Annotated in this window: 20 protein-coding genes and 1 pseudogene; 17 read left to right on the forward strand and 4 right to left on the reverse strand. The window is 33.4% G+C overall.

The genetic code is table 11. From position 1 onward, the window contains the following. Nucleotides 1-38: 38 nt before the first annotated feature. The 8 genes from BUC29_RS03440 to BUC29_RS03475 all read left to right on the forward strand — a co-directional run bounded on the left by BUC29_RS03440 (nucleotide 39) and on the right by BUC29_RS03475 (nucleotide 10,434). Nucleotides 39-584 carry a NuoI/complex I 23 kDa subunit family protein gene (locus BUC29_RS03440; protein ID WP_073413355.1) on the forward strand — a complete coding sequence of 182 codons (546 nt, stop codon included), beginning with the start codon at nucleotides 39-41 and terminating at the stop codon, nucleotides 582-584. After that, nucleotides 584-1,123, forward strand: coding sequence for an NADH-quinone oxidoreductase subunit J family protein (locus BUC29_RS03445; protein WP_073413356.1), 540 nt, complete (start codon nucleotides 584-586; stop codon nucleotides 1,121-1,123). Before BUC29_RS03440 ends, BUC29_RS03445 begins: the two co-directional genes overlap by 1 nt. Continuing rightward, on the forward strand, nucleotides 1,123-1,443 hold the full coding sequence (nuoK, locus tag BUC29_RS03450; RefSeq protein ID WP_012023318.1) for an NADH-quinone oxidoreductase subunit NuoK: 321 nt from the start codon (nucleotides 1,123-1,125) through the stop codon (nucleotides 1,441-1,443). The genes BUC29_RS03445 and nuoK overlap by 1 nt, the downstream gene beginning before the upstream one ends. Nucleotides 1,444-1,450: 7 nt before the next feature. Next, nucleotides 1,451-3,334 carry an NADH-quinone oxidoreductase subunit L gene (gene nuoL, locus BUC29_RS03455; RefSeq protein ID WP_073413357.1) on the forward strand — a complete coding sequence of 628 codons (1,884 nt, stop codon included), beginning with the start codon at nucleotides 1,451-1,453 and terminating at the stop codon, nucleotides 3,332-3,334. 10 nt (nucleotides 3,335-3,344) lie between these two features. Beyond that, nucleotides 3,345-4,784, forward strand: a complete 1,440-nt coding sequence (locus BUC29_RS03460; RefSeq protein ID WP_073413358.1) for a complex I subunit 4 family protein — start codon at nucleotides 3,345-3,347, stop codon at nucleotides 4,782-4,784. Between the two features lie 55 nt (nucleotides 4,785-4,839). After that, the gene (locus BUC29_RS03465; RefSeq protein ID WP_073413359.1) at nucleotides 4,840-6,231 is read left to right on the forward strand and encodes an NADH-quinone oxidoreductase subunit N; all 1,392 of its coding nucleotides are present in this window, start codon (nucleotides 4,840-4,842) and stop codon (nucleotides 6,229-6,231) included. A gap of 160 nt (nucleotides 6,232-6,391) precedes the next feature. Beyond that, entirely contained in the window at nucleotides 6,392-7,165 is a 774-nt protein-coding gene (locus BUC29_RS03470; RefSeq protein ID WP_073413360.1) for a Bax inhibitor-1/YccA family protein, read from the forward strand. A 443-nt stretch (nucleotides 7,166-7,608) separates the two neighbouring features. After that, on the forward strand, nucleotides 7,609-10,434 hold the full coding sequence (locus tag BUC29_RS03475) for a pectate lyase family protein (RefSeq protein WP_073413362.1): 2,826 nt from the start codon (nucleotides 7,609-7,611) through the stop codon (nucleotides 10,432-10,434). 56 nt (nucleotides 10,435-10,490) lie between these two features. On the opposite strand, the gene amaB is transcribed toward BUC29_RS03475, so the two are convergent. Further along, entirely contained in the window at nucleotides 10,491-12,044 is a 1,554-nt protein-coding gene (gene amaB / locus BUC29_RS03480) for an L-piperidine-6-carboxylate dehydrogenase (RefSeq protein WP_073413606.1), read from the reverse strand. Nucleotides 12,045-12,226: 182 nt separating this feature from the next. On the opposite strand from amaB, the gene BUC29_RS03485 reads away from it, so the two are divergent. Together BUC29_RS03485 and BUC29_RS03490 are read left to right on the forward strand one after the other, a co-directional pair. Then, on the forward strand, nucleotides 12,227-13,186 hold the full coding sequence (locus tag BUC29_RS03485; RefSeq protein WP_073413364.1) for an MBL fold metallo-hydrolase: 960 nt from the start codon (nucleotides 12,227-12,229) through the stop codon (nucleotides 13,184-13,186). A 56-nt stretch (nucleotides 13,187-13,242) separates the two neighbouring features. Then, nucleotides 13,243-13,530 carry a type II toxin-antitoxin system RelE/ParE family toxin gene (locus BUC29_RS03490; RefSeq protein WP_073413366.1) on the forward strand — a complete coding sequence of 96 codons (288 nt, stop codon included), beginning with the start codon at nucleotides 13,243-13,245 and terminating at the stop codon, nucleotides 13,528-13,530. On the opposite strand, the gene BUC29_RS03495 is transcribed toward BUC29_RS03490, so the two are convergent. From BUC29_RS03495 to BUC29_RS03505, 3 genes and pseudogenes are all read right to left on the reverse strand, one after another. After that, a complete protein-coding gene (locus tag BUC29_RS03495; protein WP_073413368.1) occupies nucleotides 13,523-13,834 on the reverse strand; it encodes a hypothetical protein in 312 nt (103 codons plus the stop codon). The genes BUC29_RS03490 and BUC29_RS03495 overlap by 8 nt on opposite strands. Nucleotides 13,835-13,966: 132 nt before the next feature. Further along, nucleotides 13,967-14,506 carry a 3-hydroxyanthranilate 3,4-dioxygenase gene (locus BUC29_RS03500; RefSeq protein ID WP_073413370.1) on the reverse strand — a complete coding sequence of 180 codons (540 nt, stop codon included), beginning with the start codon at nucleotides 14,504-14,506 and terminating at the stop codon, nucleotides 13,967-13,969. 104 nt (nucleotides 14,507-14,610) lie between these two features. Next, a pseudogene (locus BUC29_RS03505) lies at nucleotides 14,611-15,708 on the reverse strand (endonuclease/exonuclease/phosphatase family protein). Nucleotides 15,709-15,920: 212 nt separating this feature from the next. On the opposite strand from BUC29_RS03505, the gene BUC29_RS03510 reads away from it, so the two are divergent. From BUC29_RS03510 to BUC29_RS03540, 7 genes are all read left to right on the forward strand, one after another. Then, the gene (locus tag BUC29_RS03510) at nucleotides 15,921-16,820 is read left to right on the forward strand and encodes a S66 peptidase family protein (RefSeq protein WP_073413372.1); all 900 of its coding nucleotides are present in this window, start codon (nucleotides 15,921-15,923) and stop codon (nucleotides 16,818-16,820) included. Between the two features lie 170 nt (nucleotides 16,821-16,990). Beyond that, nucleotides 16,991-17,362, forward strand: coding sequence for a YraN family protein (locus BUC29_RS03515; RefSeq protein WP_073413374.1), 372 nt, complete (start codon nucleotides 16,991-16,993; stop codon nucleotides 17,360-17,362). A 118-nt stretch (nucleotides 17,363-17,480) separates the two neighbouring features. Next, the gene (locus BUC29_RS03520; protein WP_012023298.1) at nucleotides 17,481-18,137 is read left to right on the forward strand and encodes a hypothetical protein; all 657 of its coding nucleotides are present in this window, start codon (nucleotides 17,481-17,483) and stop codon (nucleotides 18,135-18,137) included. 397 nt (nucleotides 18,138-18,534) lie between these two features. After that, entirely contained in the window at nucleotides 18,535-19,098 is a 564-nt protein-coding gene (locus BUC29_RS03525; RefSeq protein WP_073413377.1) for an RNA polymerase sigma factor, read from the forward strand. A gap of 468 nt (nucleotides 19,099-19,566) precedes the next feature. After that, nucleotides 19,567-20,745 (forward strand): FecR family protein, encoded by a 1,179-nt coding sequence (locus BUC29_RS03530; protein WP_073413379.1) that lies wholly within the window; start codon nucleotides 19,567-19,569, stop codon nucleotides 20,743-20,745. Between the two features lie 191 nt (nucleotides 20,746-20,936). Next, a complete protein-coding gene (locus BUC29_RS03535) occupies nucleotides 20,937-24,140 on the forward strand; it encodes a TonB-dependent receptor (RefSeq protein WP_244160756.1) in 3,204 nt (1,067 codons plus the stop codon). Between the two features lie 8 nt (nucleotides 24,141-24,148). Then, a complete protein-coding gene (locus tag BUC29_RS03540) occupies nucleotides 24,149-25,657 on the forward strand; it encodes a RagB/SusD family nutrient uptake outer membrane protein (RefSeq protein WP_073413384.1) in 1,509 nt (502 codons plus the stop codon). Nucleotides 25,658-25,669: the final 12 nt, after the last annotated feature.

The following is a 25,669-nucleotide window of genomic DNA, read 5'->3' on the forward strand; positions in this document are numbered from 1 at the left end:
GAATCATCAAAATTTGAATCATAAATTATAATAGTAAAATGTCAATAGAAACTATATCATTATCGGGTAGAAAGAAAGTGGTCTCTAACAAGGATATGACTTTTATTGAGCGATTGTATCTTGTGGCGATTGTAAAAGGTTTGGCAATTACGCTTAAACACCTTTTCAGAAAAAAAATTACCATTCATTACCCAGAGCAGGTTCGTGAAATGAGCCCTGTATATCGCGGTCAGCACATGTTGAAACGTGATGAACAAGGACGCGAAAACTGTACTGCCTGCGGATTATGTGCTTTATCATGTCCTGCAGAAGCTATTACAATGAAAGCTGCTGAGCGTAAACCGGATGAAAAACATTTATATAGAGAAGAAAAGTATGCTGAAATCTATGAGATCAATATGCTTCGTTGTATTTTCTGTGGTTTGTGTGAAGAAGCCTGCCCGAAAGATGCAATCTATTTGACAGAATCTAAAGTATTAGTTCCTGCTAATTACGACAGAGAAGATTTCATTTTTGGAAAAGACAAATTAGTGATGCCTTTAGAAATGGCAATTAAAAATACTCAACTTAATAACGCTAACTAATGATACACATTCCAGATCTTGCAAACGCAACTCCTGTAGGAGTGATATTTTGTATCCTAGCGTTTATTACAGTAATTACTGCCTTCCTGACTATTTTTAGCAGAAACCCAATTCACTCAGCAATTTACTTAGTGATTTGTTTCTTCTCTATTGCCGGTCATTATTTATTATTAAACTCTCAATTTTTAGCTGTAGTACATATAATAGTATATTCCGGAGCAATCATGATTTTGTTCCTGTTTACGATTATGTTGATGAATCTTAACGAACAAAAAGACGTTCACCGACCAAGAATTACACGTCTTGGGGCGATTGTTTCTTTCTGTTTGATTGTTATTGTTTTGATTGCCATCTTCATCAATTCTAAACCAATTGTTGGCGATTATGATTCAACGGGAGAAGATTTCCAGTCTATTAAAGTATTGGGTAAAATATTGTTGAACGAATATATGGTACCTTTTGAATTTGCTTCGATTTTACTTTTGGTTGCGATGATTGGAACTGTATTATTGTCTAAAAAAGAAAAATTAAATAAATAATGGGTAATATATTAAATCAAATAGGTATTGAAAATTACATCTTTTTAAGTGTTGTACTTTTTTGTATTGGTGTTTTTGGTGTATTGTACAGACGAAATTCAATTATCGTTTTCATGTCTATCGAGATCATGCTAAATGCAGTAAACCTTTTATTTGTGGCTTTTTCAACTTACCATCAGGATGCACAAGGACAAGTTTTTGTATTCTTCTCGATGGCGGTTGCTGCTGCTGAAGTTGCGGTAGGATTAGCGATTTTAGTTTCTATTTTCAGAAACATTGGCTCAATTAGTATCGATAATTTAAAAAATTTAAAAGGATAAAATAGAAATGGATACCAATTTAGCTTTAGTTTTAGTTTTAGCTCCTTTTTTAGGGTTTTTAATTAATGTTTTCTTTGGAAAAAGCTTAGGAAAAACAGTTTCTGGATTTATCGGGACTGCTGCCGTAGCGATTTCTTTTATAGTTACTCTTGTACTTTTTAATCAAATAACTTCAACCGGAAAAGGAATTGAAGTTACTTTATTTGACTGGATTCAAATTAGCAACTTAAAAATCAATCTTGGATTTTTATTAGATCAACTATCAGTTCTTTGGTTATTGTTTGTAACCGGAATCGGATCTTTGATTCACTTATACTCTATCAGTTACATGCATGATGATGAGAATATGCACAAATTCTTCGCATATTTAAATCTCTTCGTATTCTTTATGATTACACTTGTAATTGGAAGCAACTTATTAGTTTTATTTATTGGCTGGGAAGGTGTTGGACTTTGCTCTTATTTATTAATCGGATTCTGGTATAAAAATCAGGATTATAACGATGCGGCAAAAAAGGCTTTCATCATGAACAGAATTGGAGATTTAGGTCTTTTAATTGGTATGTTCATCATTGGTTCAATGTTCTCTACATTAGATTATGCAACTTTAAAAACGGCAATTGCAGGAGCAGCAAACTTAAATTTACCCTTACTTTCTTTAGCTGCATTATGTTTATTCATTGGAGCCTGTGGTAAATCTGCTCAAATTCCTTTATATACCTGGTTACCTGATGCGATGGCTGGTCCAACTCCGGTTTCTGCGTTAATCCACGCGGCAACAATGGTTACTGCTGGTATTTTCATGGTAACAAGATTAAACTTCGTTTTTGATTTAGCTGTTGATGTACAAACTGTAATCGCAGTAATTGGAGCTATAACTTCTTTAGTTGCTGCTACAATTGGTTTAGTTCAAAACGATATCAAAAAAGTATTGGCATACTCTACTGTTTCACAATTAGGATTAATGTTTTTAGCATTAGGATTTGGAGCTTATGAAGTGGCTGTTTTTCACGTAATCACACACGCTTTCTTTAAAGCTTGTTTATTCTTAGGTTCAGGTTCTGTAATTCATGGATTGCACGGAGAACAGGATATGCGTAACATGGGAGGATTGCGTAAAGCAATGCCAATTACATTCTGGACAATGCTTATTTCATCATTAGCAATTTCAGGAGTTCCGTTTTTCTCAGGTTTCTTCTCAAAAGATGAAATTTTATTAACTGCTTTCCACCACAGTATTCCATTATACGTTGTTGGATCTGTGGCTTCAATCATGACAGCTTTCTATATGTTTAGATTAATGTTCCTGACTTTTTTCAAAGAATTTAGAGGAACTGAAGAGCAGAAACATCATTTACACGAAAGTGGTGCTTTAATTACTTTCCCTTTAATGATTTTAGCACTTCTGGCAACTTTTGGAGGTTTAATTAGTTTACCTGGAAACAGTTGGTTAAATGAATATTTAGCTCCTCTTTTCACAAAAGTCGCTGGTGAAGAGCATCATTTAGGTACAACAGAATATACTTTAATGGGAGTTGCTGTTTTAGGTGGATTATTAGGTATTTTAATTGCATACATTAAATACTTTAAACAAGATAATGTTCCAGAAGCAGATGAAAATATTACAGGCTTAACCAAAGTGTTGTATAACAAATATTATGTAGATGAGGCTTACGAAGCGATTTTTGTTCGTCCGGTAAATGCATTATCAAGATTCTTTAGAGACTATATTGAAACTGGCTTATCTGCTGTTGTTTTTGGATTAGGAAAAGCAGCAAACGAATTGGCGTTTCAGGGTAAAAAACTACAAACGGGAAGTATTGGATTATATCTTTTCGCTTTCGTTTTAGGTCTTTGTGCCATTGTTTCTTATATATTTTTAGCTCAATAATTTTATAACTATGAACGTTTCTCTTATATTAATTATTCTTTTAGTTGGTGCATTTATCACCTATTTTGCTGGTGACAAACTCGCTTCAAAAGTAGCTTTGTTCTTTAGTTTGGCAGCTTTAGGCTGTTCGGTTGTATTGTTAAATCATTTTAATACTGGAGAAAATATCAGCCTTATCAATGCATGGATTAATCAACCTAAAATTTCATTTGCGCTAAATGCTGACGGATTGGCTCTAGCTATGCTTTTATTAACAACGGCTTTGACTCCGGTAATTATATTCTCTTCTTTTGGAAATGAATATAAAAATGCAAAAGCTTTTTATGCACTGATTTTATTTATGGCATTTGCAATGACAGGAACTTTCCTGGCTGCGGATGGTCTTTTATATTATATTTTCTGGGAGTTAGCTCTTGTTCCAATTTATTTTATTGCTCTTATCTGGGGTAACGGTGATGCAGAAGAACGCAGAAAAGCAGTGGTTAAATTCTTTATTTATACACTTGCAGGTTCGTTATTTATGTTAACTGCTTTTATCTATTTATACCAAAAAGCAGGTTCTTTTTTAATTGAAGATTTATACAAAGTACAATTATCAGCTTGCGAACAACTTTGGATTTTCCTAGCTTTCTTCTTGGCTTATGCCATCAAGATTCCAATTATTCCATTTCATACATGGCAGGCAAATGTTTACCAAAAAGCACCAACTGTTGGGACAATGCTTTTATCTGGTATCATGTTAAAAATGGGATTGTATAGTGTTATTCGCTGGCAATTGCCTATTGCGCCACTTGCTGCAAAAGAATACATGAACATTTTTATTGCTTTAGGAATTGCTGGGGTTATTTACGGTTCAATTGTAGCTTTAAGACAAAAAGATTTAAAGAAATTATTAGCATATTCATCTCTTGCTCACGTTGGATTAATCGCTGCAGGATCTTACACTTTAACTCTTGATGGTTTCCGCGGAGCTGTTTTACAAATGATTGCTCACGGTTTTGTAGTAGTTGGATTATTCTATGCTGCAGAAATTATCTACAGAAGATTTGAAACAAGAGATATTGCTGCATTAGGAGGAATCCGTGCGCAGTCTCCAAAATTCACTTCAATGTTTTTAATTTTGGTTTTGGCATCTGTTGCTTTACCTACTACCTTTAACTTTATCGGAGAGTTTACAGTATTATACAGTCTTTCTCAAATTAATATATGGTTTGCTGTTTTAGGCGGAACAACGATCATTTTAGGAGCTTACTATATGCTGAAAATGTTCCAAAATGTGATGTTGGGCGAAACAAATTCAAAAACTTTTGCAGATGTTTCTATAAATGAAGGAATTTCTTTGGCAGCAATTATTGCTGTTTTAATTTTCTTTGGATTTTATCCAAAACCAATTACAGATTTGATTACTCCAAGTTTAGAAACGATTTTAAACGTTATCAATAAAAATTAATATTTTAAATAAAATAATTAGGGCGTTTTAGATTTCCTAAATCAAAAAAACAAAAATGAATACATTAATAGCTATAACAGGATTGGGTATTTTCTGCCTATTGTTTGAAATTCTAAATTTTAGAAAGGGCATTGTTCCGTTTACCATTTTGGGTTTATTGGGAGTTTTAGCACTTAATTTTTACGAATTTGGAACTACAGCAAGTTATTACAATAATATGGTTGCGGTAAATAAATTCTCTTCTGCATTCTCATCATTATTTATTATTTTAACCATTTTCCTTGTAGCGTTAAGCCATAATTTTTACGAAAATCACCAGACAAAAATTTCTGATTATGTTGCAATAAAAGTGTTTTTATTAGCTGGTGCTGTTGCTATGGTTTCTTTTGGAAACTTAGCAATGTTTTTCCTTGGAATCGAAATTTTATCTATCGCGTTATATGTTCTTGCAGCTAGCGATCGTTTAAATATTAAAAGCAACGAGGCAGGTATGAAATATTTCTTAATGGGATCTTTCGCATCTGGAATCATATTATTTGGAATTTGTTTGATTTACGGAGCTATGGGAACTTTTGATATTGCTGAAATTCACGAAAGCTCTTTATCTGCTGAGTTACCAATCTGGTTTCCTATCGGAATGATTTTAATGACTATTGGAATGTTATTTAAAATTGCTGCAGTTCCATTCCACTTTTGGGCTCCGGATGTTTATGAAGGTTCTCCTGCTTTAACAACTGCTTTAATGAGTACTTTGGCAAAGGTTGTTGCCATTGCTACATTATATAAATTAGCAGAAGGATTAAATTTAATTCCGTCATTAGAAAATCAGGATCTTTCAAACACATTTATAAACGTTGTACTTACCATTTCAATTGCTTCTATGACGGTTGGTAATATCATGGCGCTGCGTCAGGTAAATGTAAAACGTATGCTGGCATTCTCTGGAATCTCTCACGCAGGTTTCATGTTAATGACATTTTTAACAATTGCAACTTCTGCGGGCATTCTTTTATATTACACTGCTGCTTATGCTTTAGCCGGAATCGCTGCTTTCAGCGTTATTCTGTATGTTTGTAAAAATCAGGATAATGAAGATATCACAAACTTTCATGGTTTAGGAAAAACAAATCCGCTTTTGGCAGCAATCTTAACGGGTTCATTATTGTCTATGGCCGGTATTCCGATTTTCTCAGGATTTTTTGCAAAATTATTCTTGTTTGATCAGGCACTTCACGCTGGTTATGTAGCAATCGTAATCGTAGCCGTAATTAACTCTATTATAAGTGTTGGATACTATTTCAAATTAATTTTGGCAATGTATTCAAAAGAACCAAACGAAGAGCGTACAGGAAAACCTTTTCTTATTTATGCGGTAGCTGTAATTTCTATTGGTTTAAATATCGCTTTAGGTTTATTCCCTTCATTAGTTTTAGATTTATTGAACTAAAATTCAAACTAAAAAATATACAAATCCATCAAGAGTTATTTTGATGGATTTTTTATTTTATAACACTTTCAAAAGAAAAATTCATGTTAAAAATTATGGTTTAACCCTGTAGACTTCGAAAAAACTCCATATATTTGAATTCACTAAAAGCATTAAAATTATGGCCTTTAATTCAAAAAATCCTTTTTTAAGTAACAAGCGTTTTTCGTCAAATGCTGTTTCTAGAGCTGAAGAAGTACACGAAGCAAAGATTATTGATTACAATCAGGAAATGACTTTGTCTGGTACGATTAATAAAACAGCTATTTTATTTTTAATTCTATGCGGTGCAGCTATGGTAACATGGTGGATGGCATTTAACGGAATGAATATTATACTTCCTGCTATTGGTGGTGCAGTCATTGGATTTGTTTTAGTCCTTATCTCGGCATTCAGACCACAAGCTTCACCATATCTGGCTCCGGGTTATGCCTTATTTGAAGGACTATTTATTGGTGGTATTTCTGCAATATTCGAAGCTAGGTTTCCTGGAATTGTTATGAATGCTGTAGGAGCAACTTTGGTAACATTTTTAGTATGTTTAGGTTTATATAAATTTAAATTTGTAAAAGTTACAGAACAATTTAAATCAATCGTGATTGCTTCTACTCTTGCAATTGCAACATACTATTTAATTTCCTGGCTGGCTTCTTTAGTTTTTAACTTCACACCTGTTCATTATGGAAATGGAATGATGAGTATCGGAATAAGTGTTTTTGTAATTGTTATTGCTGCTTTAAACCTGTTTTTAGATTTTGATCAAATTGAGCAGGGAGTTCAGCAAAGAATGCCAAAATTCATGGAATGGTACGGCGCAATGGGATTAATGATTACATTGGTGTGGCTGTATATTGAATTTTTACGATTATTGGCAAAACTTTCTAGTAAAGATTAATTTTTTAATTTTTTTAATACAAAGCCTTTTTGAAATTCAAAAAGGCTTTTTTTATGATTTATATTTTTCATAATAATCCTTAACCTGAAAAAACAGAGGTGTAAAAATGTTTTTTTTTTACAAAAATAAATATTTAACAAAAATAGATCCTAAAGTTATAAAAATAAAAAAATTAGAATATACCTACTATTACTTTCTTCAAAATGTCAATAAAATCAACTACTTCAGATGAAATATTTTAACATGTAATAAATTACAATTTGTGCAATAAATTACATTTTAATCAAAATATAGTGTATTATTTTTTCATATATATGTTTTTTAGATAAAATAAATAAGAATATATAAATTTTGTATAAATTCGTGTAATCGATTACAATTTTAATGTAAACGATGAACATACAAAACCACAAAAAACATTATTATATCTAACTTGAACAATTATGAAAAAAAACTTACTTTTTCTGACTATGTTTTTAATCGCTTTTCAGACATGGTCGCAGCAGATTAACGAAGCAAGCGGATGGCTGGAATCTGCATTTGTAAAATGGCAGCCTGTGATTAATGCTCAAACTTATAATGTGTATTATACCGGAGAAGGAATTGTAGACAAAAAAATTGATGATCAACTTATTAGAAGTTATGGTTCATACTTTCGTGCTGACATTCCAGGTTTAAAAGCGGGATCATACATTGTAAAAATTAAACCCGTAATTTCTGGTGTGGAAGGAGCAGGAACCACTACAGGTTCAATAATAGTTGCTGCACAAGACAGAAACGGGTTTGCATTTGAAGGCGGCAGAGTGCCCGGCGGATATAAAGCTGATGGAACCCCAAAGGACAATGCGGTGATTCTTTACATTACTCAAAACACAAAAAACACAATTTCTATGAATATTACGGGTGCGAGTTCAAATCCGTGTATTGGTTTACAGAATATCTTGTACGCAATTAAAAAAGGAAAAGATACACGTCCGTTTATCATTAGGATTATCGGAAACATAACCGATATGACCGTTATGGAAGGTGGTGATGTTGTTATAGAGAATGCAAATAACGCATCCAGTTATCTTACTATTGAAGGAATTGGAAATGACGCTGTCGCGAATGGCTGGGGTGTACGTCTAAAATCAGCATCCAATATTGAAGTGAACAATCTTGGTTTTATGAACTGTGATAGCACAGCAGGAGATAATGTGGGAATGCAGCAAAATAATGATCATATTTGGGTTCATAACTGCGATTTGTTTTATGGAAATGCAGGAAGTGATGCCGACCAAATAAAAGGTGACGGGGCATTGGATAATAAATCTTCGACATATATAACATTGTCTTATAATCACTTTTGGGATAATGGAAAAGCCAGTCTTTTAGGTTTAAGCGAGGGAACTACAACTGGTTTGTATATAACTTATCATCACAATTGGTTTGACCATTCTGATTCACGTCATCCACGTGTTCGCTACTATTCTGCTCATATTTACAACAATTATTATGATGGAAATTCTAAATATGGCGCAGGATCTACAGAAGGTTCATCTTTATTTATAGAAGGAAATTATTTCCGTAACAGCAAACATCCAATGCTTACTTCACTTCAGGGAACTGATATTTGGGATGAGGCTAATCAAGTAAATAATGCGGGAACTATGGGAACTTTTTCTGGTGAAGCTGGTGGAACAATCAAAGCCTATAATAATATTTTTGATGCATCGAATGGAACTAATAACATGCGTTTTGTAGCTTATAATGACCCAAATCCTTTGTATAATATCTCAGGAAAAATAAGTTCATTAACCGATTTTGATGCTTATGTTGCCACCACAAGAGGAGAAATTGTAAGCAGTACCATTAAATCTAAATCTGGCGCAAATTCATACAACAATTTTGATACCGATGCCGCATTATATGTAAAAAACTTAGTTATTGATCAGCCAGCCACAGCCAAAACAAAAGTAACTCAATATTCCGGTCGTGTTTCCGGCGGTGATCTAAGATGGACATTTAACAATAGTACAGACGATACTTCTTCACTTGTAATTACAGCACTAAAATCTGCACTTACTAATTATACAGGAAATCTGGTTTCGGTTCAGGGTGAAGCAAATTCAGCAGGTTCTCAAACTTTAACGTCGACTGGAAATAATAATCAAACAGTTACAAGCGGAACTGCAATTGCTTCAATTGTATTTACGTGGGGAGGAGATGCAACTGATGCGACCGTAACTGGTTTACCAGCTTCTGGATTGGCTTTTGTAAAAAACACATCGACTAAAACAATTACTATTAACGGAACTCCTACTGCAACAGTAACTTATTCTATTGCTACTACAGGAAGCGCTGGAACACCAGCTACAGGATCTGGAACGATAACAGTTAATGCGGCAGGAACTCAAACTTTAACATCTACGAATAACAATAGTCAAGCGGTAACGAGCGGAACTGCTATAAACACTATTATTTTTACCTGGGGCGGAACTGCAACAGATGCAACAGTTACTGGATTACCAGCATCCGGATTATCTTTTGTAAAAAATACTTCTGCAAAAACGATTACTATTTCTGGCACTCCAACTGCAACTGTTTCTTATTCTGTAACAACAACAGGAACAGGAACTGCTGCAACTGCATCAGGAACGATAACTGTAAATTCCGGAAGTTCAGGAAGCGAAATTCACAATTTCACTACATCTGGAAAAACAAGCAGTTTTTATACTATAACGGGAAATCTTTCAACCACAAAAGGAACGGTAACTTACAACGGTTTAACTCTTACTCAGTGTTTAAAAATTGAATCTTCTACAAGTATTACTTTTACAACAACACAAACAAGTACGTTAACGCTGGTTTTTGTTGAATCTGCGGCAACCATAAAAGTAGATAATGTAGATAAAATAGCTTCTGGCGGAATCGTAACGATATCATTGGCAGCAGGTAGTCATACAATTACCAAAAAAGATACTGCTAATTTATTCTATATGAGTATTGTTTATAATACCGGAACTCTTAAAATGACTAAAGAAGAAGCTATTGCAGATAAGGATTCAAAAGTTCTTATATATCCAAATCCGGTATCAAACACATTGTATATATCTGATCCAAATTTAAAATTAGAGAAAATTTTAATCTATAATATTTCTGGAGTTCTGGTAAAAACTGCTGAAAAAGGAAACGAAGCGATTGATATAAATCAACTATCGACTGGAACTTATTTGGCTAAAATTTTTACTACAGATGGTTCATACAACCAAATTATTATAAAAAAATAATCATTAAAAATATTTAAAAAAAGAAAGGCTTCCAAAACCGGAAGCCTTTTGTCTTTTTATAAATCAAATTTAATTCCTTGTGCCAAAGGAAGATTTGTAGTATAATTAATCGTATTGGTTTGACGTCTCATATAAATTTTCCAGGCATCAGAACCAGATTCACGTCCGCCGCCGGTTTCTTTTTCACCACCAAAAGCACCGCCGATTTCAGCTCCTGAAGTTCCAATATTTACGTTTGCGATTCCACAATCAGAACCTGTAACAGATAAAAATCTTTCAGCTTCTCTCAAATTGTTTGTCATAATTGCAGAAGATAATCCCTGTGCAACTCCATTTTGAATTTCGATAGCATTATCTACATCCCCAGAATATTTAATCAAATATAAAACGGGAGCAAAAGTTTCGTGCTGTACAATAGCAAATGAATTTTCAGCTTCGGCAATTGCTGGTTTTACGTAGCAGCCACTTTCATAACCTTCTCCAGAAAGAACTCCGCCTTCAACCAAAATTTTTCCACCTTCGGCTACAACTTTGTTTAAAGCCACAGCATATTGTTCAACAGCATGCGTATCAATAAGCGGCCCAACGTGATTTTTTTCGTCAAGTGGATTTCCAATTCGTAATTGTTTGTAAGCAGCGACAAGCGCCTCTTTTACTTTATCATAAATACTTTCGTGAATAATCAATCTTCGGGTCGAAGTACAACGTTGTCCGGCCGTTCCAACAGCTCCGAAAACTGCTCCAATTACAGTCATTTTTATATCAGCATCCGGAGTCACAATAATGGCATTGTTTCCTCCTAATTCTAATAACGATTTTCCTAATCTTCCGGCAACAGTTTGTGCTACAATTTTACCCATTCTGGTAGAGCCTGTTGCAGATATTAACGGAATACGAGTATCTTTTGTTAACAATTCTCCTATTTTATAATCTCCGTTTATTAAGCAAGAAATTCCTTCCGGAAGGTTGTTTTCTTTAATAACCTGAGCAATTATATTTTGACAGGCAATTCCGCAAAGAGGTGTTTTTTCAGAAGGTTTCCATACGCAGACATCTCCCGAAATCCATGCCAAAGCCGTATTCCAAGACCAAACCGCAACCGGGAAATTAAATGCCGAAATGATTCCAACAACTCCCAATGAATGATATTGTTCATACATTCTGTGTCCTGGTCTTTCAGAATGCATCGTTAATCCGTGTAACTGGCGCGACAATCCAACAGCAAAATCGCAGATGTCGATCATTTCCTGAACTTCTCCATAACCTTCCTGCAATGATTTTCCCATTTCATAGGAAACCAATTTCCCAAGAGCTTCTTTATTTTGACGTAATTTTTCTCCAAACTGACGCACAATTTCACCACGCTGCGGGGCAGGAATCAACCTAAAAGTTTTAAAAGCTTCTGTTGCAGAACGCATAACTTTTTCATAATCTTCAAGTGTTGAAGTTTTTACAGATGCAATTAGTTTTCCGTCTACAGGAGAAAAACTATCTAAAATTTCCCCTGATGAAAAGTTCTCTACTCCCGTTGAAGTTCCTTCGTTAATTAGTTTAATTCCCAGTTTTTCCAGAGCTTCATTCATGCCAAATTGTGATGCTATTGTTGTCATTGTAACTTTTTTAGTTAAAATTGTTATATTTTTTCGTAAAGATATTATTTTAGAATTAATTTCAAATGAATTCAATTATTAAAAACAAAGTAAATTTAGCGTTATTTTATAAGTATTAACGCAAACTGATGGCTAATTATTCAGTAAAAATGGTGAAATTTGTATTCTCAAAATTTTAAAATATGAACTTTTTCCGCCTCCTTTTACTTTGTTTTCTTCTGATCTCTTTTAATGCATTTTCTCAAAAAGAACAAAAAACTTCTTTTCAGGTTGTTCCTTTGGGAATAAAAGGCGGAATTGACGAAAAAAATCTTTCGGCTTATTTATTGGCGCCAGTAAACACAAAAGATTTTATTTGCTTGGATGCAGGAACTATAAATACAGGAATAGAAAAAGCTATTGAAAACAAAACTTTTAAAGTATCGACAAGCGAGGTTTTAAAAAAATATATAAAAGGATATTTGATTTCGCACGCACATTTAGATCACGTTTCGGGACTAATTATAAATTCTCCGGCAGATTCTTCTAAAACTGTTTATGCAACAGAAAAATGTATGGAAATGATGGAAAACCATTATTTTAATGATCAAACCTGGGCAAATTTTGGAGATAAAGGCGTAGGATTTCCATTGAAAAAATATCATTTTCAAACTTTAAATGTAAATGAAGAAACGCCGCTTTCGAATACAACAATGACGGTTAAAGCTTTTCCTTTAAGTCATGTTAATCCTTTTGAAAGTACTGCATTTTTAATCAAAAATGACGATAATTATGTGCTTTATTTAGGAGATACCGGACCTGATTCTGTTGAAAAAAGCGATAAACTAAAAACTCTATGGACAGCTGTTGCTCCTTTAGTTCAAAGTAAACAACTTAAAGGCATTTTTATCGAAGTCTCTTTTCCAAATGAGCAGCCGGATAAATTCTTATTTGGTCATTTAACTCCAAATTATTTAATAAAAGAACTTCATATTTTAGAGGATTTAGCCGGTAAAGGTTCCCTAAATAATTTCAAAATTATTATTACACATTTGAAACCGCCAGCTAAAAATATTGCTAAAATTAAACAGCAGTTGAAAAGTCAAAATGATTTAGGATTTAAGATTATTTATCCTGAACAAGGGAAAAGATTTGAGTTGTAAAAACTTAGCTTTATGTAAGTTTATTTTTATAAATTTGTAGATATTTCGAATTTATAATGAAGATTATTTGGTCTAAAAAAGCAGAGTACAACTTTGATACTATTGAGAATTATCTTAAACATTTTTGGTCACCGCTCATAGCTCAAAAATTCATCAAGGATATTTTACACATAATAAGTTTGCTGGAAAATAATCCTTCGCTTGGAAAATATAATCCAAAATTGAAATGTCGAAGTATTGTCATTTCGAGAAATGTTACATTATATTATGAAGCTACACAAGATTATATCGAATTGATTGCTTTTTATAACAATCGGCAAAAACCAATAGATATATTTATATAAGATTTCTTCTCTTCAGTTTAGCCAACATTTCTTCATGCGTTATAAAGTCTCCATTTTTTATATCTAACTTTCCTTGCTCAATATCCGCCTTCAATTCTAAAATATAATTTTCTTCAGGAGAAAGAATTTTTGCAATTGAAAGCATTTCATCAGGAGTAAATGAATGTGTTTTCAATTTTCTGTAAAACGTTGGACTCGAAATACCAACTTTTTCAATAATATAATTTCTCTTATAAGTTGATTTATCAATTAAACCCTCAATATTTTCTAATATATTCTTATATGCAATAATTTCTTGTATCATTTTTATCTGTTTTTTGTAATATATTTGACACAAATATATTACAAAAATGATACAAAAAAAACACTCTTTAACATAATAATAAACCCGACAGGTTTTAAAAACTTGTCGGGTTTTAAATTGAGATTAAAAAAATTACTTCTTAACCGTAAATCTAGGATCCGTTTCCATAACAGTGCCACAACTATTGCAGGTTCTTAATTCTTCCGAATTGTAGAAATGTTCAAAGTGTGATAGAAAATCTTTTTCAATATTATGTAACTCAAAATATACTTCATAAAGTTTATGATTGCAATTATCGCAATGCCAAAGCAAACCATCTGTAAATCCTTTTCCGGCACGTTTACGTTCAATTACTAATCCGATTGAACCTTCAGAACGAACTGGTGAATGCGGAATTTTGGCAGGATGCAGATACATATCGCCAGCATTTAATTCCATTTCTTTACGCTCGCCATCTTCCTGAATTACAACTTTTATACTTCCTTCTAATTGATAAAAAAGTTCTTCGGTTTCGTTATAATGATAATCCTTTCGGGCGTTTGGTCCGGCAACAATCATTACGATATAATCGCCTGAGTCTACATATAGATTTTTATTTCCAACTGGTGGTTTTAGTAAGTGTCGGTTATCTTCAATCCATTTAGTAAGATTGAATGGTTTTGCTATAGCCATTTTTTCAAAATTTGTGAGTAGCTAAGATAATGAATTTGTAGAGATGCACCGCAGTGCGTCTAATAGGTTTTGATTATACAAGCGAGACATACTGCGGTGCGTCTCTACAATTTTTCTTTTATCAAATAAATATAAACCGGAAAATGATCGCTAAAACCTGCTTCTGTTAAAGTATTTCGCAACGGATAACCTTAATACTTTCCAGAAGTCTGAATTAAATAAGGCCTGTTGAAAATACCTGCTTTCCAAAATTTAAAATTTGAAAAATCAGGTTCAATAAAAGGTTTCGTCATTATGATTTGATCAAAAATATCCCAGGAATCTCTAAAGGCTAAGGTTCCCATTCCTTTTTCAGCCATTTCTTCAAAAGGATTATAAACGCCAAATTCAGGAACGTCCGCTTTTTTTGCTTTTGTTCCCAATGCAATTTTTAAGCTTTTATTAAAAGGCCCGTCATTTAAATCTCCCATGGTTAGTATTTTCGCATTTGGATTTATTTGCTGTAAAGAATCTATAATTTTTCTGTTCAATCTTCCTGCTGCTTCCCGAAAAGGACTACTGGCTTTTTCTCCGCCAGATCTTGAAGGCCAGTGATTCACTATAATATGTATTTCTTCATCTTCTAAAAAACCGGTAACCAAAAGCTGATCTCTTGTAAAAACTCGGTTTTTAGTATCAATTTTAATTTCAACATCGCCTAAATCTTCATTGTTATTTTCCTCAAGAATTGCTTTGTTTTTGTAAATCAATAACGGAATATTTGAATAAGAAGTAGGTCTGAAATATTTCTTTTGATACAAAAGCGCAACATCAATTCCACGTTGGTCTGGAGAATCAAAATGAATGATTCCGTAATCGTAACCAGCTATTTTTTCTTGTTTTATCAAATCTTCCAAAACTCCTCGATTTTCTATTTCAGAACAGCCTAATAAAGTTGGCGCATTAGAATTTTCAGGAGTTCCAATTTCAGAAATTACTCTGGAAAGATTTTTTAGTTTTTGTTGGTATTTTTCTTTTGTCCAATGCTGAGCGCCTGTTGGAGTCCATTCGTCATCATTTGTGTTTGGATCATTATTGATATCAAAAAGGTTTTCAAAATTGTAAAATGCTGCGGTATGGATTATATATTTTTTTGATTGTGCGTTTGAGACAGAAATTATAAAAAAGGCGAGTAAACAAAAGTGAAATTTAATAATTTGCATAACTTTAAAAATTTAAGGGCTCAATTTAAATAAATTGTAAGAATTTTCAATAATTTACTTGAGTAAATAATTTATATTTGTTAATCTCAACATTCAAATAAGCAAAAGATATTATGAAAAGCTTCCTTACTATCACAAAATATTTTAATCGTGCTAAACTGGCATTTCTTATTTTTGCTTTACAATCATTCAACTGTCAATCCCAACAAAACATGATAACACCACCTTATTTACAAAAAGGAGATACTGTAGCTCTTTTGGCAACGGCCAGAAAAAATATCGACGACAACTTAAAACCTACAATAGATTTGCTTAAAAGCTGGGGTTTAGAAGCTGTAATTGGCAGTACAATTGGATTAGATTATCATCAATTGGCCGGAACTGACGAACAGCGTGCTGCCGATTTTCAAAAACAATTAGATAACCCAAATATAAAAGCGATTTGGTGCGTTCGCGGCGGTTATGGAACTGTGAGAATGCTGGATCTGTTGGATTTTACAAAATTCAAACAACATCCAAAATGGATTATCGGTTTTAGCGACGTAACGGTTTTACACAATCATTTAAATACAATGGGTTATAAATCGATTCATGGGGTTATGCCGGTTACAATTCCGCGTGCAACTCCGGCAGCGATTAGTTCTATGAAATCAAGTTTGTTTGGCGAACCTCTTTCCTATTCTATTGAACCAAGCAGCATGAATCGTTTTGGTAAAGCAACTGGTGAATTAGTTGGAGGAAATCTTTCTATTTTATATAGTTTATTAGGTTCTCCATCGGCAATTGACTGCAAGGATAAGATTTTATTTATCGAAGATTTAGATGAATATCTTTATCATATTGATCGTATGATGATGAATTTAAGACGAAACGGCTGTATCGAAAACCTTAAAGGAATTATCATCGGCGGAATGACGAAAATGAAAGACAACGAAGTTCCGTGGGGGAAAAATGCTCTGGAAATTATTGATGATGTTACTAAAAAATATAATATTCCAGTAATATTTAATTTCCCTGCCGGACATATTCAGGATAATCGCGCTTTAATTATGGGAAGTACTATTTCTATTGATGTAAATGCATCCGGAAGTACGGTTACTTTTCAGAAATAATATTATTTCTTAAGCCAGGAAAAAAATACCACGCATAAAAAATCTCGCAAAGACGCGAAGTGGCAAAGTTTAAATTTTACTTTGCGACTTCGCGTCTTTGCGTGCAAAAAACTTTATCAAGATTAAAAAAACCTGAAACTTGAAAAACTTTAAATCTGAAACAAAAAAACATGGCAGAACATAACGAACTTGGCAAAAAAGGGGAAGAACTTGCTGTAGAACATCTACAAAAAAATGGTTACGAAATTTTAGAGCGAAACTGGGTTTTTCAAAAAGCAGAAATAGATATTATTGCTCAAAAAAATGATGTTTTGGCAATCGTCGAGGTGAAGACAAGATCGAGTTTAGAATTTGGTTCTCCGCAGGATTTTGTGAAACCAAAAAAAATCCAACTTCTAATAAAAGCAGTAAATGCCTACATAAACTATAGGGAAAAGGATTTTAATGAAGATTTAAATATTCGTTTTGATATCGTTGGAGTCCATAAAAATGGGGAATCATTTGCAATTGAACATCTTACAGACGCATTTTATCATTTTTAACATAATTTTTTCTTGTTATAATTGTAACAAATTGTTTTTTTATTTATCTTTGCAAAGATTTATAACATCAAATTAACTAAACCAACCCAATTACGTTACAAAAAAAAAGAAAAAAATTATGAAAACCGTTTCTTCCATCGTCGAAAATTACATCAAAACAAAACCCTTTCTTTTAAATGCTTTATCTCTCGGGATTATCAACCTGACTTCTCTTTCTCGGAACATTATGACCGAGCTTGAAAATGAGTTTGGTAAAGAAGTAAAACAAGGTGCCGTTGTAATGTCGTTGAAACGATTAACCGAAGAATTAGATTTTAAATTAAACCACAAAATCAATAAAGTAATTAAGAATATTGGTGAAATTACAGTAAGATCTGAATTGACAGATTATACTTTTGCAGCTTCTGAAACTGTTCTAAACAAACAAGCTGATTTAATTTCAGATATCAATGCTTTATCTGACATTTTTTACACTTCATCTCGTGGTGTAAACGAAACCAATATTGTAGTAAGCAGCAGTGTAAATCATTTAGTTGAAAAACACTTTATGAGAGAAAAACTAATTCAGAAATTAGACAATCTGGCTTCGATTACTGTTAAATTGCCAAAAGAAAACATCGTTGTTCCTGGTATTTATTACTTCATTTTCCAGCGTTTAGCCTGGGAAGGTATTATTATAAATGAGGTAATTTCGACTTCAAACGAATTTACAATTCTTGTTGGAGAAGATCAGGTTGATGTTGCTTTTAAAGTAATTAAAGACTTGAAAAACTAATCCCAAAAAGTTTAATTTTACATCTTAAAATAAATTCAATTTTCAATTAATCCTTTTGTCTTTCTAAAAAAAGATAAAAGGATTTTTTTTACAAATTCATATTTACAATTTTCACTCACATAATCCTCAAATAAGAATATTCTCAAAAAACAAACTTCATTATAGTTAATTTTTAATTTTTTAGCCAAAAAGTTATCAACTTGATAAAAAGGTTTTTACTGCCGTGTTTACTGAGATTGTACTCAAAATAAATCACAAAAAAGCGAATTAAGTTTATTTTAGGATTATTTGCTGCGAATAATATTTTTATATATTTGCTAACCACTCAACACATTAGAGTATCGATTTTTGATAGTATCGTAATATAATTAGATTTAAATACAAACTAATTAATTTAATGTTGGAAGCCAAAGACTATAGCGACAAATTATTGGTAAGCGAATTAAAAAATGGCAGCGAAAAAGCATTTCGTTCCCTTTTTGATTTGTATTATCAGGATATTTACGGCTACAGCATAAGTCTTTTAAAATCGAAAGAAGCCGCCGAAGAAAATGTTCAGGATGTTTTTATGAAAGTCTGGCAGCACCGCGAAAACCTCAACACAGAGCAATCTTTTAAAGCTTATATATTTACCATTGCAAGAAATCAGGCTTTTAATACTTTGAATAAAGCCGCCAATGATTTGGTTTTGAAAGAAGCCGTTTTTTACGAAAGTCAAAAATCGCATGAATACGGAGATTATTCCATTCGCGAAGAAGACTGCAAAAAACTGCAAAAACAGGCAATGAAACAGTTACCGCCAAAACGGAAACAAATTTTTAAAATGTCACGAAAGAAAGGCATGAGTTACGAAGAAATTAGTCAGGAACTCGGCATTTCTATAAATACTGTCAGGAATCAGATGAGTAAAGCATTAGAATCAATGCGGGTCTTTTTTCAGGTTCACGACGAGATTATCTAACCAAAACCAATTTTTAACCAATTAAATCACTTCTTTTCGAAGTGATTTTTTTTTGCCTTAAAGTGATAGATGCCTACTGATTTTACAGATGAAACGGGTTTCCGCAGGTTTTTATTTTTTTTATTCAACTCAATATTCTAAATTTCAAATATAGCCCGCGGTTTCAACCGCGGGGACGCAGCATATAAGCAATGCATAATCACAATACGTTTACCGTGGTTGAAACCACGGGCTATATTTTAATAAAAAAACCCTGCGGAAACCCGTTTCATCCGTAAAATCTGTGGGCAAAAAACGCATTTCTTTTAATTTTTACAAAAAAATTCTTTTCAAAATCACCTATAAATCAATGCTACAATAAGTTCTATTTTTTTAAATGTTAAAATTGAAAAATTTATAACGTTTGAGTAGTACTGAAATCGTTTTCGGCTGTATTATATTCAGAACCCGACCTAAAAACAATTCGTAATGAATTCAAATTCTGAAATAAAAAGTCTTTTACAAAAGTTTGTTTTAAACCAATGCACGCCCGAAGAAGTAAACGAAGTAGTTGCTTATTATAAAAAAAATCAACTTACGGATGATTTTCCAACGGTAGAAGACATTCAAAATCTTCTTGGCGAAATGCCAAAAATGGATAAACAAACTGCCGATGATATTTTCATGAATATTTTATCGGCTTCTAAAGAAGAAGAAACTATAATTGAACTGCCTGAGAGAAGATCAAATTTCAGAAAATATATTTCGATTGCTGCTTCGGTTGTTGTTTTATTGGGAATTGGATTCTTCTACAAACAGCATGTTTCAAACAAAGTTGTGGAACAAAAATTCGATTTTAAAAGTTCTGACATCGTGCTTCAATTAGAAAATGGCGAAACGCAGATTTTATCTGAACACAATTCAGCACAAATAAAAGATTCTAAAGGAAATATTGTTGGAAATCAAAGCGGAGATAAAATTGCTTATGAAAGCAGTTTAGATCCTGAGAAACTAGTTTACAACACGATTAAAATTCCATACGGAAAAAAATTCCGTCTTCAGTTATCTGACGGAACTATGGTGCACTTAAACGCCGGAACAACTTTAAAATATCCTGTAAAATTTATTGCCGGAGAAAACAGACAGGTTTTTCTGGATGGAGAAGCTTTTTTTGATGTTGCAAAAGATAAAAAACATCCGTTTATCGTAAATGCTGACGAATTGAATGTCCGCGTTTTAGGAACACATTTCAATGTTTCTAATTATCCTGAAGATGCTGCTACAGATGTTGTTTTAGTTGAAGGTTCTGTTGGAATGTATCAGTCAAACGAAGAATTTGATGCCTTAAAAAATACGATTCTGAAACCGGGATTTAAAGGAAGTTTTAATAAAGAAAATGCTAAAATTTCGACGAAAGCGGTTATCACAGATATTTATACTTCATGGATAGACGGCGGACTGACTTTTAGAAATATGACTTTCAAAAACATTATTACAAAACTCGAAAGACGCTATAATGTTACGATTGTAAACAAAAATGAAAAACTGGCCAACGAGAAATTCAATGCTAGTTTCAAAGATGAATCTATTGATAAAGTGATGAGTTATTTCAACGACATTCACGGTATTAATTACACCATAAAAAACGATCAAATACTAATTAAATAACCACTTAAACCAATGAAAAAATATGAAGAAATAAAATTACAGGAATAAAAAAATCGGAAAGAGCTGCGAACAATTTCCGATTAACTAAGTGATTGAATATAACGAATTAACTACAATCAATTAACAAAATTATGAAAAAAAAATCAAAGAATACTGGGTTTTTATACCGAGTGTTCCAAAATGACCTAAAATTGAAACTAACAACTCTACTTCTTTTGGTCGCCATGTTTAATATTAGAGGGAATACTTATGCCCAAAAGACAAAAGTTACCCTTGAATTAAACAATTCAACAATCGAAAAGGTTATTGAGACCATTGAGCAAAAAACAGATTTCAGATTTATTTATAAACTGAACGATATCGACTTAGATCGCACAGTTTCTATTTCTGTAAAAGATCAATCGATATATGTGGTTCTGGATAAAATTTTTAAAGGAACTCCAACTGAATTTAAAATCAGAGATACGCAGATTATCCTTAAGAAACCAGAGCTAAGAACGCAGGTAATTGAATTTCAAAAACAAACCGTTTCGGGTGTAATTACCGATGAAAACGGAATGCCTTTGCCTGGAGCTTCAGTTATTGAAGAAGGAACAAAAAACGGAATGGTAACGGATTTTGACGGAAAATATAAAATTACTGTTGAAAGCAGCCAGTCTGTAATTATTGTTTCTTTTGTGGGCTATAAAGAGAAAAAAGTTACAGCAAATCAGAATGTAATTAACATTCAGCTTTTTCCAGATGCTACTGACTTGCAGGAAATTGTAGTGGTTGGTTACGGTACAACAATCAAAAAAGATGTAACGGGAGCAGTATCTTCTATTAATGCAAAAGACATGAACCAGGGAGCAATTGTAAATCCTTTACAATTGATTTCTGGTAAAGCAGCCGGTGTAAATATCAACCAAATTGGCAGTGAGCCGGGTTCTGGACCAAGTGTTCGTATTCGTGGAATTTCTTCTTTAATTGGAGGAAGCGATCCACTAGTTGTTGTAGATGGAATTCAGGGAAATATGGATTTATTGAATCAGGTTCCGCCAAGCGAAATTGAAAGTATCGATATTTTAAAAGATGCTTCTGCAACTGCAATTTACGGTTCTCGTGGTGCGCCTGGGGTAATCATTGTTTCGACAAAGAAGAATAAAGCCGGAAAAACTACGATGGATTATACGGGTTCAACCTCTTTAGATTTTATTCCGAAGAAATTAAACATGTTAAGTGCTGACGAATGGTGGACAGCGGCTCAGAGTGTGGGTGTTCCGGCATCGGCAAACCATGGATCTAATACAGATTGGTATGGTCTTATGACTCAAACCGGAATTACGCAGACACATACTTTATCTTTTGGAGGAGGAACTGATAAATTCAATTACAGAGCTTCTTTGACAGCTATTTTGCAGGACGGAGTTGTAATTAATTCAAGCAACCAAAAATATATTGGTCGTATTCAGGCTACACAAATGGCATTTGATGATAAATTAAAATTGACTTTTAATTTAAATACGGGCGTTAATAATACAACAAGCAGTATTCAAAGTATTGGAACAGCAGCTTATACATCAAATTTAATTACAAATGCGTATTTGCTTCGACCAACAGATCCGGTTTATAATACGGACGGAACTTATTTTACAGATCCGAATGTATTTCAATACTTAAATCCTTATGCAGCTGCACAAACAACCACAAATGAATCTCAAAATGATAATTTATTCGGAAGTTTAAAAGCTGATTTGGATTTAGCAAAAGGTTTAAGTGCAAGCTGGTTCGGGAGCTGGAGAAAAACAAATGTGACGTATGGCTATTTTCAACCGATAGAATCTACAGTTGCTTTTGCTATTGATCAAAAAGGTTTTGCTAATATCAATAACCAAAGACAAAATGAAAAGTTAACCAACTTTAGTCTTAATTACAAAAGAACATTCGGTATACACAACATCAATGTATTAGGTTTATACGAATGGCAAAACCAAACGTATCAGGGAAATTATGCACAGGCAAGAGGTTTTATGAATGATAAAACAACTTACAATGCACTTCAGTTAGGAGATATGTCAAATGTTAGACCGGGCGATATTACTTCATACAAAAACGACAGAAGTTTAGTTTCATTTTTAGCAAGAGCAAACTACTCTTTATTAGATCGTTATTTGCTTACTGCAAGTATTCGTCGTGATGGTTCTACGGTTTTTGGTGCTAATAATAAATGGGGAAATTTCCCTTCAGCATCAGTTGCGTGGCAGATTAACAAAGAACCTTTTATGCAAAACCAAACTTTGTTTGATGAATTAAAAATCCGTGCAGGATATGGAGTTACCGGAAATCAGCAGGGACTTAATCCACAGCAGTCAATCGCTTTGGTTGGAAGTTCAGGAACCACTTATTTTGGAGGTCAGCAGATTCCAAATTACAGTGTTAGCCAAAATGCCAATGCCGATTTGAAATGGGAAACTAAAAAACAAACCAACTTAGGTCTTGATTTTGCCCTTTTAGATAATAGATTAAGAGGAACTGTAGATGTTTATACTTCTAAAACAGAAAATCTTTTATTTAATTATGTAGTACCTCAGCCGCCATTTCCACACGATCGTATTATGGCAAACGTGGGAAGTATTTCAAACAAAGGTCTTGAGATTGCTTTGGCTTATGACGTAATTAAAACACAAAACAGCACGCTTACTTTGGCAGCAAACGCTTCTTTCATGAAAAACGAAGTGCTTAATTTAAGCGGAAGCATAAACGGAGTTCCTTTAAATACAGATTATGTAGGCTGGGGAGCTGAAAACTCTTATTTAGTGAAAGGAAAACCAATTGGAGCTTTTTACATACTAGAGCATACAGGAAAAAATCAAAACAATGTTGAAACGGTTTTAGATCGTGACGGAAACGGAATAATTGATCAGGGAACAAGAAGTCCGGATCGTTATTACGCAGGCTCAGCTTTACCAACTTATACTTTCGCATTTAACCCATCTTACAGATACAAAAACTTCGATGCATCGATGTTAATAAGAGGTTCTGGCGGAAATAAAGTTTACAATAGTTTACGTTCTAATTTAAGCAGAATGGAAAACATTGGTAAATCGAATATTTTGGCAAGCGCAGTAGATCAGGGAATTTATACTTCTCCTTACGGTTCTGATTTATGGTTAGAAGATGGCTCATTCATTCGTTTAGAAAATCTTACTGCCGGATACAGTTTCCGTTTTACAGATAAATATATTGATACAATCAGACTTTCACTTACAGGAAACAACTTATTCCTGATTACAGATTATACAGGAATTGATCCTGAATTAAATGTAAGCGGAAGTGGAGACAGTTTTGGAGGCGATAAAGGAATTTATCCTCGTACCAGAAGTGTGGCGTTTGGTTTGACTGTAAAATTTAAATAGTAAAAAAGATGAAAATTAAAAATATAGTAATAGCAGGAAGCGTTTGTTTTCTTGCACTTTTCAGCTGTACGGATGTAAGCGAAAATGTATACGATAAATATCCTGCAGATGAATTTTACGGAACTCCTGAAGGTGCTGATATTGCTCTTGCAAACGTATATGCACAAATTCCGGGTGAATTCGTAAGAGAAAATGCATCAGGTGTTGGTTACGCCGGAGCAGATAACGGGTGGTACGACATGAACTGTATGTCATCAGACGAGCAGGTAATTCCGCATAGAAATACAGGCGACTGGCAGCAGGATTTTGCACGTTTACACAAACACGAATGGCTGCCTACAGATTTCATTATCAACAATACATGGAACTGGTTATACAAAGCCGTTTTCAATGCTAATTTAGCTGTTAGTTTATTAGAAAAATCAAATGCCGAAGCTTCAAAAATTGCCGAAGCAAAAGTATTAAGAGCTTTCTTTTATTATTTATTGATTGATGATTATGGAGACGTTCCATTTTTTACAGACAATAATATTACAGTTGATAAAATTCCACAGTCAAGCCGTAAAGAAGTTTTTGATTTTATTGTAAAAGAATTAACTGAAAATGTAGATCAGCTTTCTGGAACAAGAGGCGGAAATTACTACGGAAGATTCAATAAATGGGCTGGTTATACATTGCTTGCAAAAGTATATTTAAACGCAGGAGTTTACACAGGAACTCCAAAATGGACAGAAGCTTTAGCTGCTTGTAACAAAGTTGCCGAGGGCGGATTTACATTGCACTCTGGAGCAGCCGATGCGGCAAATCCTCTTGGAAGTAAATATTATGAATTATTTGGAGATGTACTTCCGGAAGATGAAACAATCCTGTCAATTTATGTAACCTTAGATGTTGTTTCTCGTAACGTGTACGCCGTTCGTAGCTTATACGGGCCGCACGCACAAGCTTTATTTGGTTACAGCGGATGGAACGGTACAATTGTTCCGAAAGAATTTTTCTTAAAATATGATGCGAATGATATTCGTAGAAAACAGTTTTTATTTGGAGAACAGCCAGGCGGATTCAATTATACGCTTGACGTAGCTTCTCTTGATAATCCGGGTGCCGATCCACAGGCAGGAGTTCGTAACGTGAAATTTTATCCTGCAGTGCCAAGAACAGGGGGTGGAGCTTCTAACGATTTTCCAATTTTCAGATATGCTGATGTAATTTTAATGATGGCAGAATGCAATGCACGTTTAGGAAATCCGGGCGCTGCAAAACCTTTTATTGATCAAATCAGACAACGTGCAGGATTAGAGGCATTAGACCACAATCCTACTCTTGATGATATTTACAATGAAAGAGGATTCGAATTAAACTGGGAAGGTCACAGAAGACAAGATATGATTCGTTTTGATAAATTTTTATTAGCAAACGAATTCAGACCTGCGTCGCCTGCTTACAGAAAATTGTTCCCAATTCCAACTTCAGCATTAAATGCTAATCTAGGATTAAAACAAAACCCGGGTTACTAAAAACAAAACTAT

The organism is Flavobacterium defluvii, assembly GCF_900129555.1.
Lineage (GTDB): Bacteria > Bacteroidota > Bacteroidia > Flavobacteriales > Flavobacteriaceae > Flavobacterium > Flavobacterium defluvii.

Bases quoted from the DNA above. Each gene is read 5' to 3' on its own strand.
- BUC29_RS03440 (WP_073413355.1), top strand. From the start codon at position 39: ATGTCAATAGAAACTATATCATTATCGGGTAGAAAGAAAGTGGTCTCT.
- BUC29_RS03445 (WP_073413356.1), top strand. From the start codon at position 584: ATGATACACATTCCAGATCTTGCAAACGCAACTCCTGTAGGAGTGATA.
- nuoK (WP_012023318.1), top strand. From the start codon at position 1,123: ATGGGTAATATATTAAATCAAATAGGTATTGAAAATTACATCTTTTTA.
- nuoL (WP_073413357.1), top strand. From the start codon at position 1,451: ATGGATACCAATTTAGCTTTAGTTTTAGTTTTAGCTCCTTTTTTAGGG.
- BUC29_RS03460 (WP_073413358.1), top strand. From the start codon at position 3,345: ATGAACGTTTCTCTTATATTAATTATTCTTTTAGTTGGTGCATTTATC.
- BUC29_RS03465 (WP_073413359.1), top strand. From the start codon at position 4,840: ATGAATACATTAATAGCTATAACAGGATTGGGTATTTTCTGCCTATTG.
- BUC29_RS03470 (WP_073413360.1), top strand. From the start codon at position 6,392: ATGGCCTTTAATTCAAAAAATCCTTTTTTAAGTAACAAGCGTTTTTCG.
- BUC29_RS03475 (WP_073413362.1), top strand. From the start codon at position 7,609: ATGAAAAAAAACTTACTTTTTCTGACTATGTTTTTAATCGCTTTTCAG.
- amaB (WP_073413606.1), bottom strand. From the start codon at position 12,044: ATGACAACAATAGCATCACAATTTGGCATGAATGAAGCTCTGGAAAAA.
- BUC29_RS03485 (WP_073413364.1), top strand. From the start codon at position 12,227: ATGAACTTTTTCCGCCTCCTTTTACTTTGTTTTCTTCTGATCTCTTTT.
- BUC29_RS03490 (WP_073413366.1), top strand. From the start codon at position 13,243: ATGAAGATTATTTGGTCTAAAAAAGCAGAGTACAACTTTGATACTATT.
- BUC29_RS03495 (WP_073413368.1), bottom strand. From the start codon at position 13,834: ATGATACAAGAAATTATTGCATATAAGAATATATTAGAAAATATTGAG.
- BUC29_RS03500 (WP_073413370.1), bottom strand. From the start codon at position 14,506: ATGGCTATAGCAAAACCATTCAATCTTACTAAATGGATTGAAGATAAC.
- BUC29_RS03510 (WP_073413372.1), top strand. From the start codon at position 15,921: ATGATAACACCACCTTATTTACAAAAAGGAGATACTGTAGCTCTTTTG.
- BUC29_RS03515 (WP_073413374.1), top strand. From the start codon at position 16,991: ATGGCAGAACATAACGAACTTGGCAAAAAAGGGGAAGAACTTGCTGTA.
- BUC29_RS03520 (WP_012023298.1), top strand. From the start codon at position 17,481: ATGAAAACCGTTTCTTCCATCGTCGAAAATTACATCAAAACAAAACCC.
- BUC29_RS03525 (WP_073413377.1), top strand. From the start codon at position 18,535: ATGTTGGAAGCCAAAGACTATAGCGACAAATTATTGGTAAGCGAATTA.
- BUC29_RS03530 (WP_073413379.1), top strand. From the start codon at position 19,567: ATGAATTCAAATTCTGAAATAAAAAGTCTTTTACAAAAGTTTGTTTTA.
- BUC29_RS03540 (WP_073413384.1), top strand. From the start codon at position 24,149: ATGAAAATTAAAAATATAGTAATAGCAGGAAGCGTTTGTTTTCTTGCA.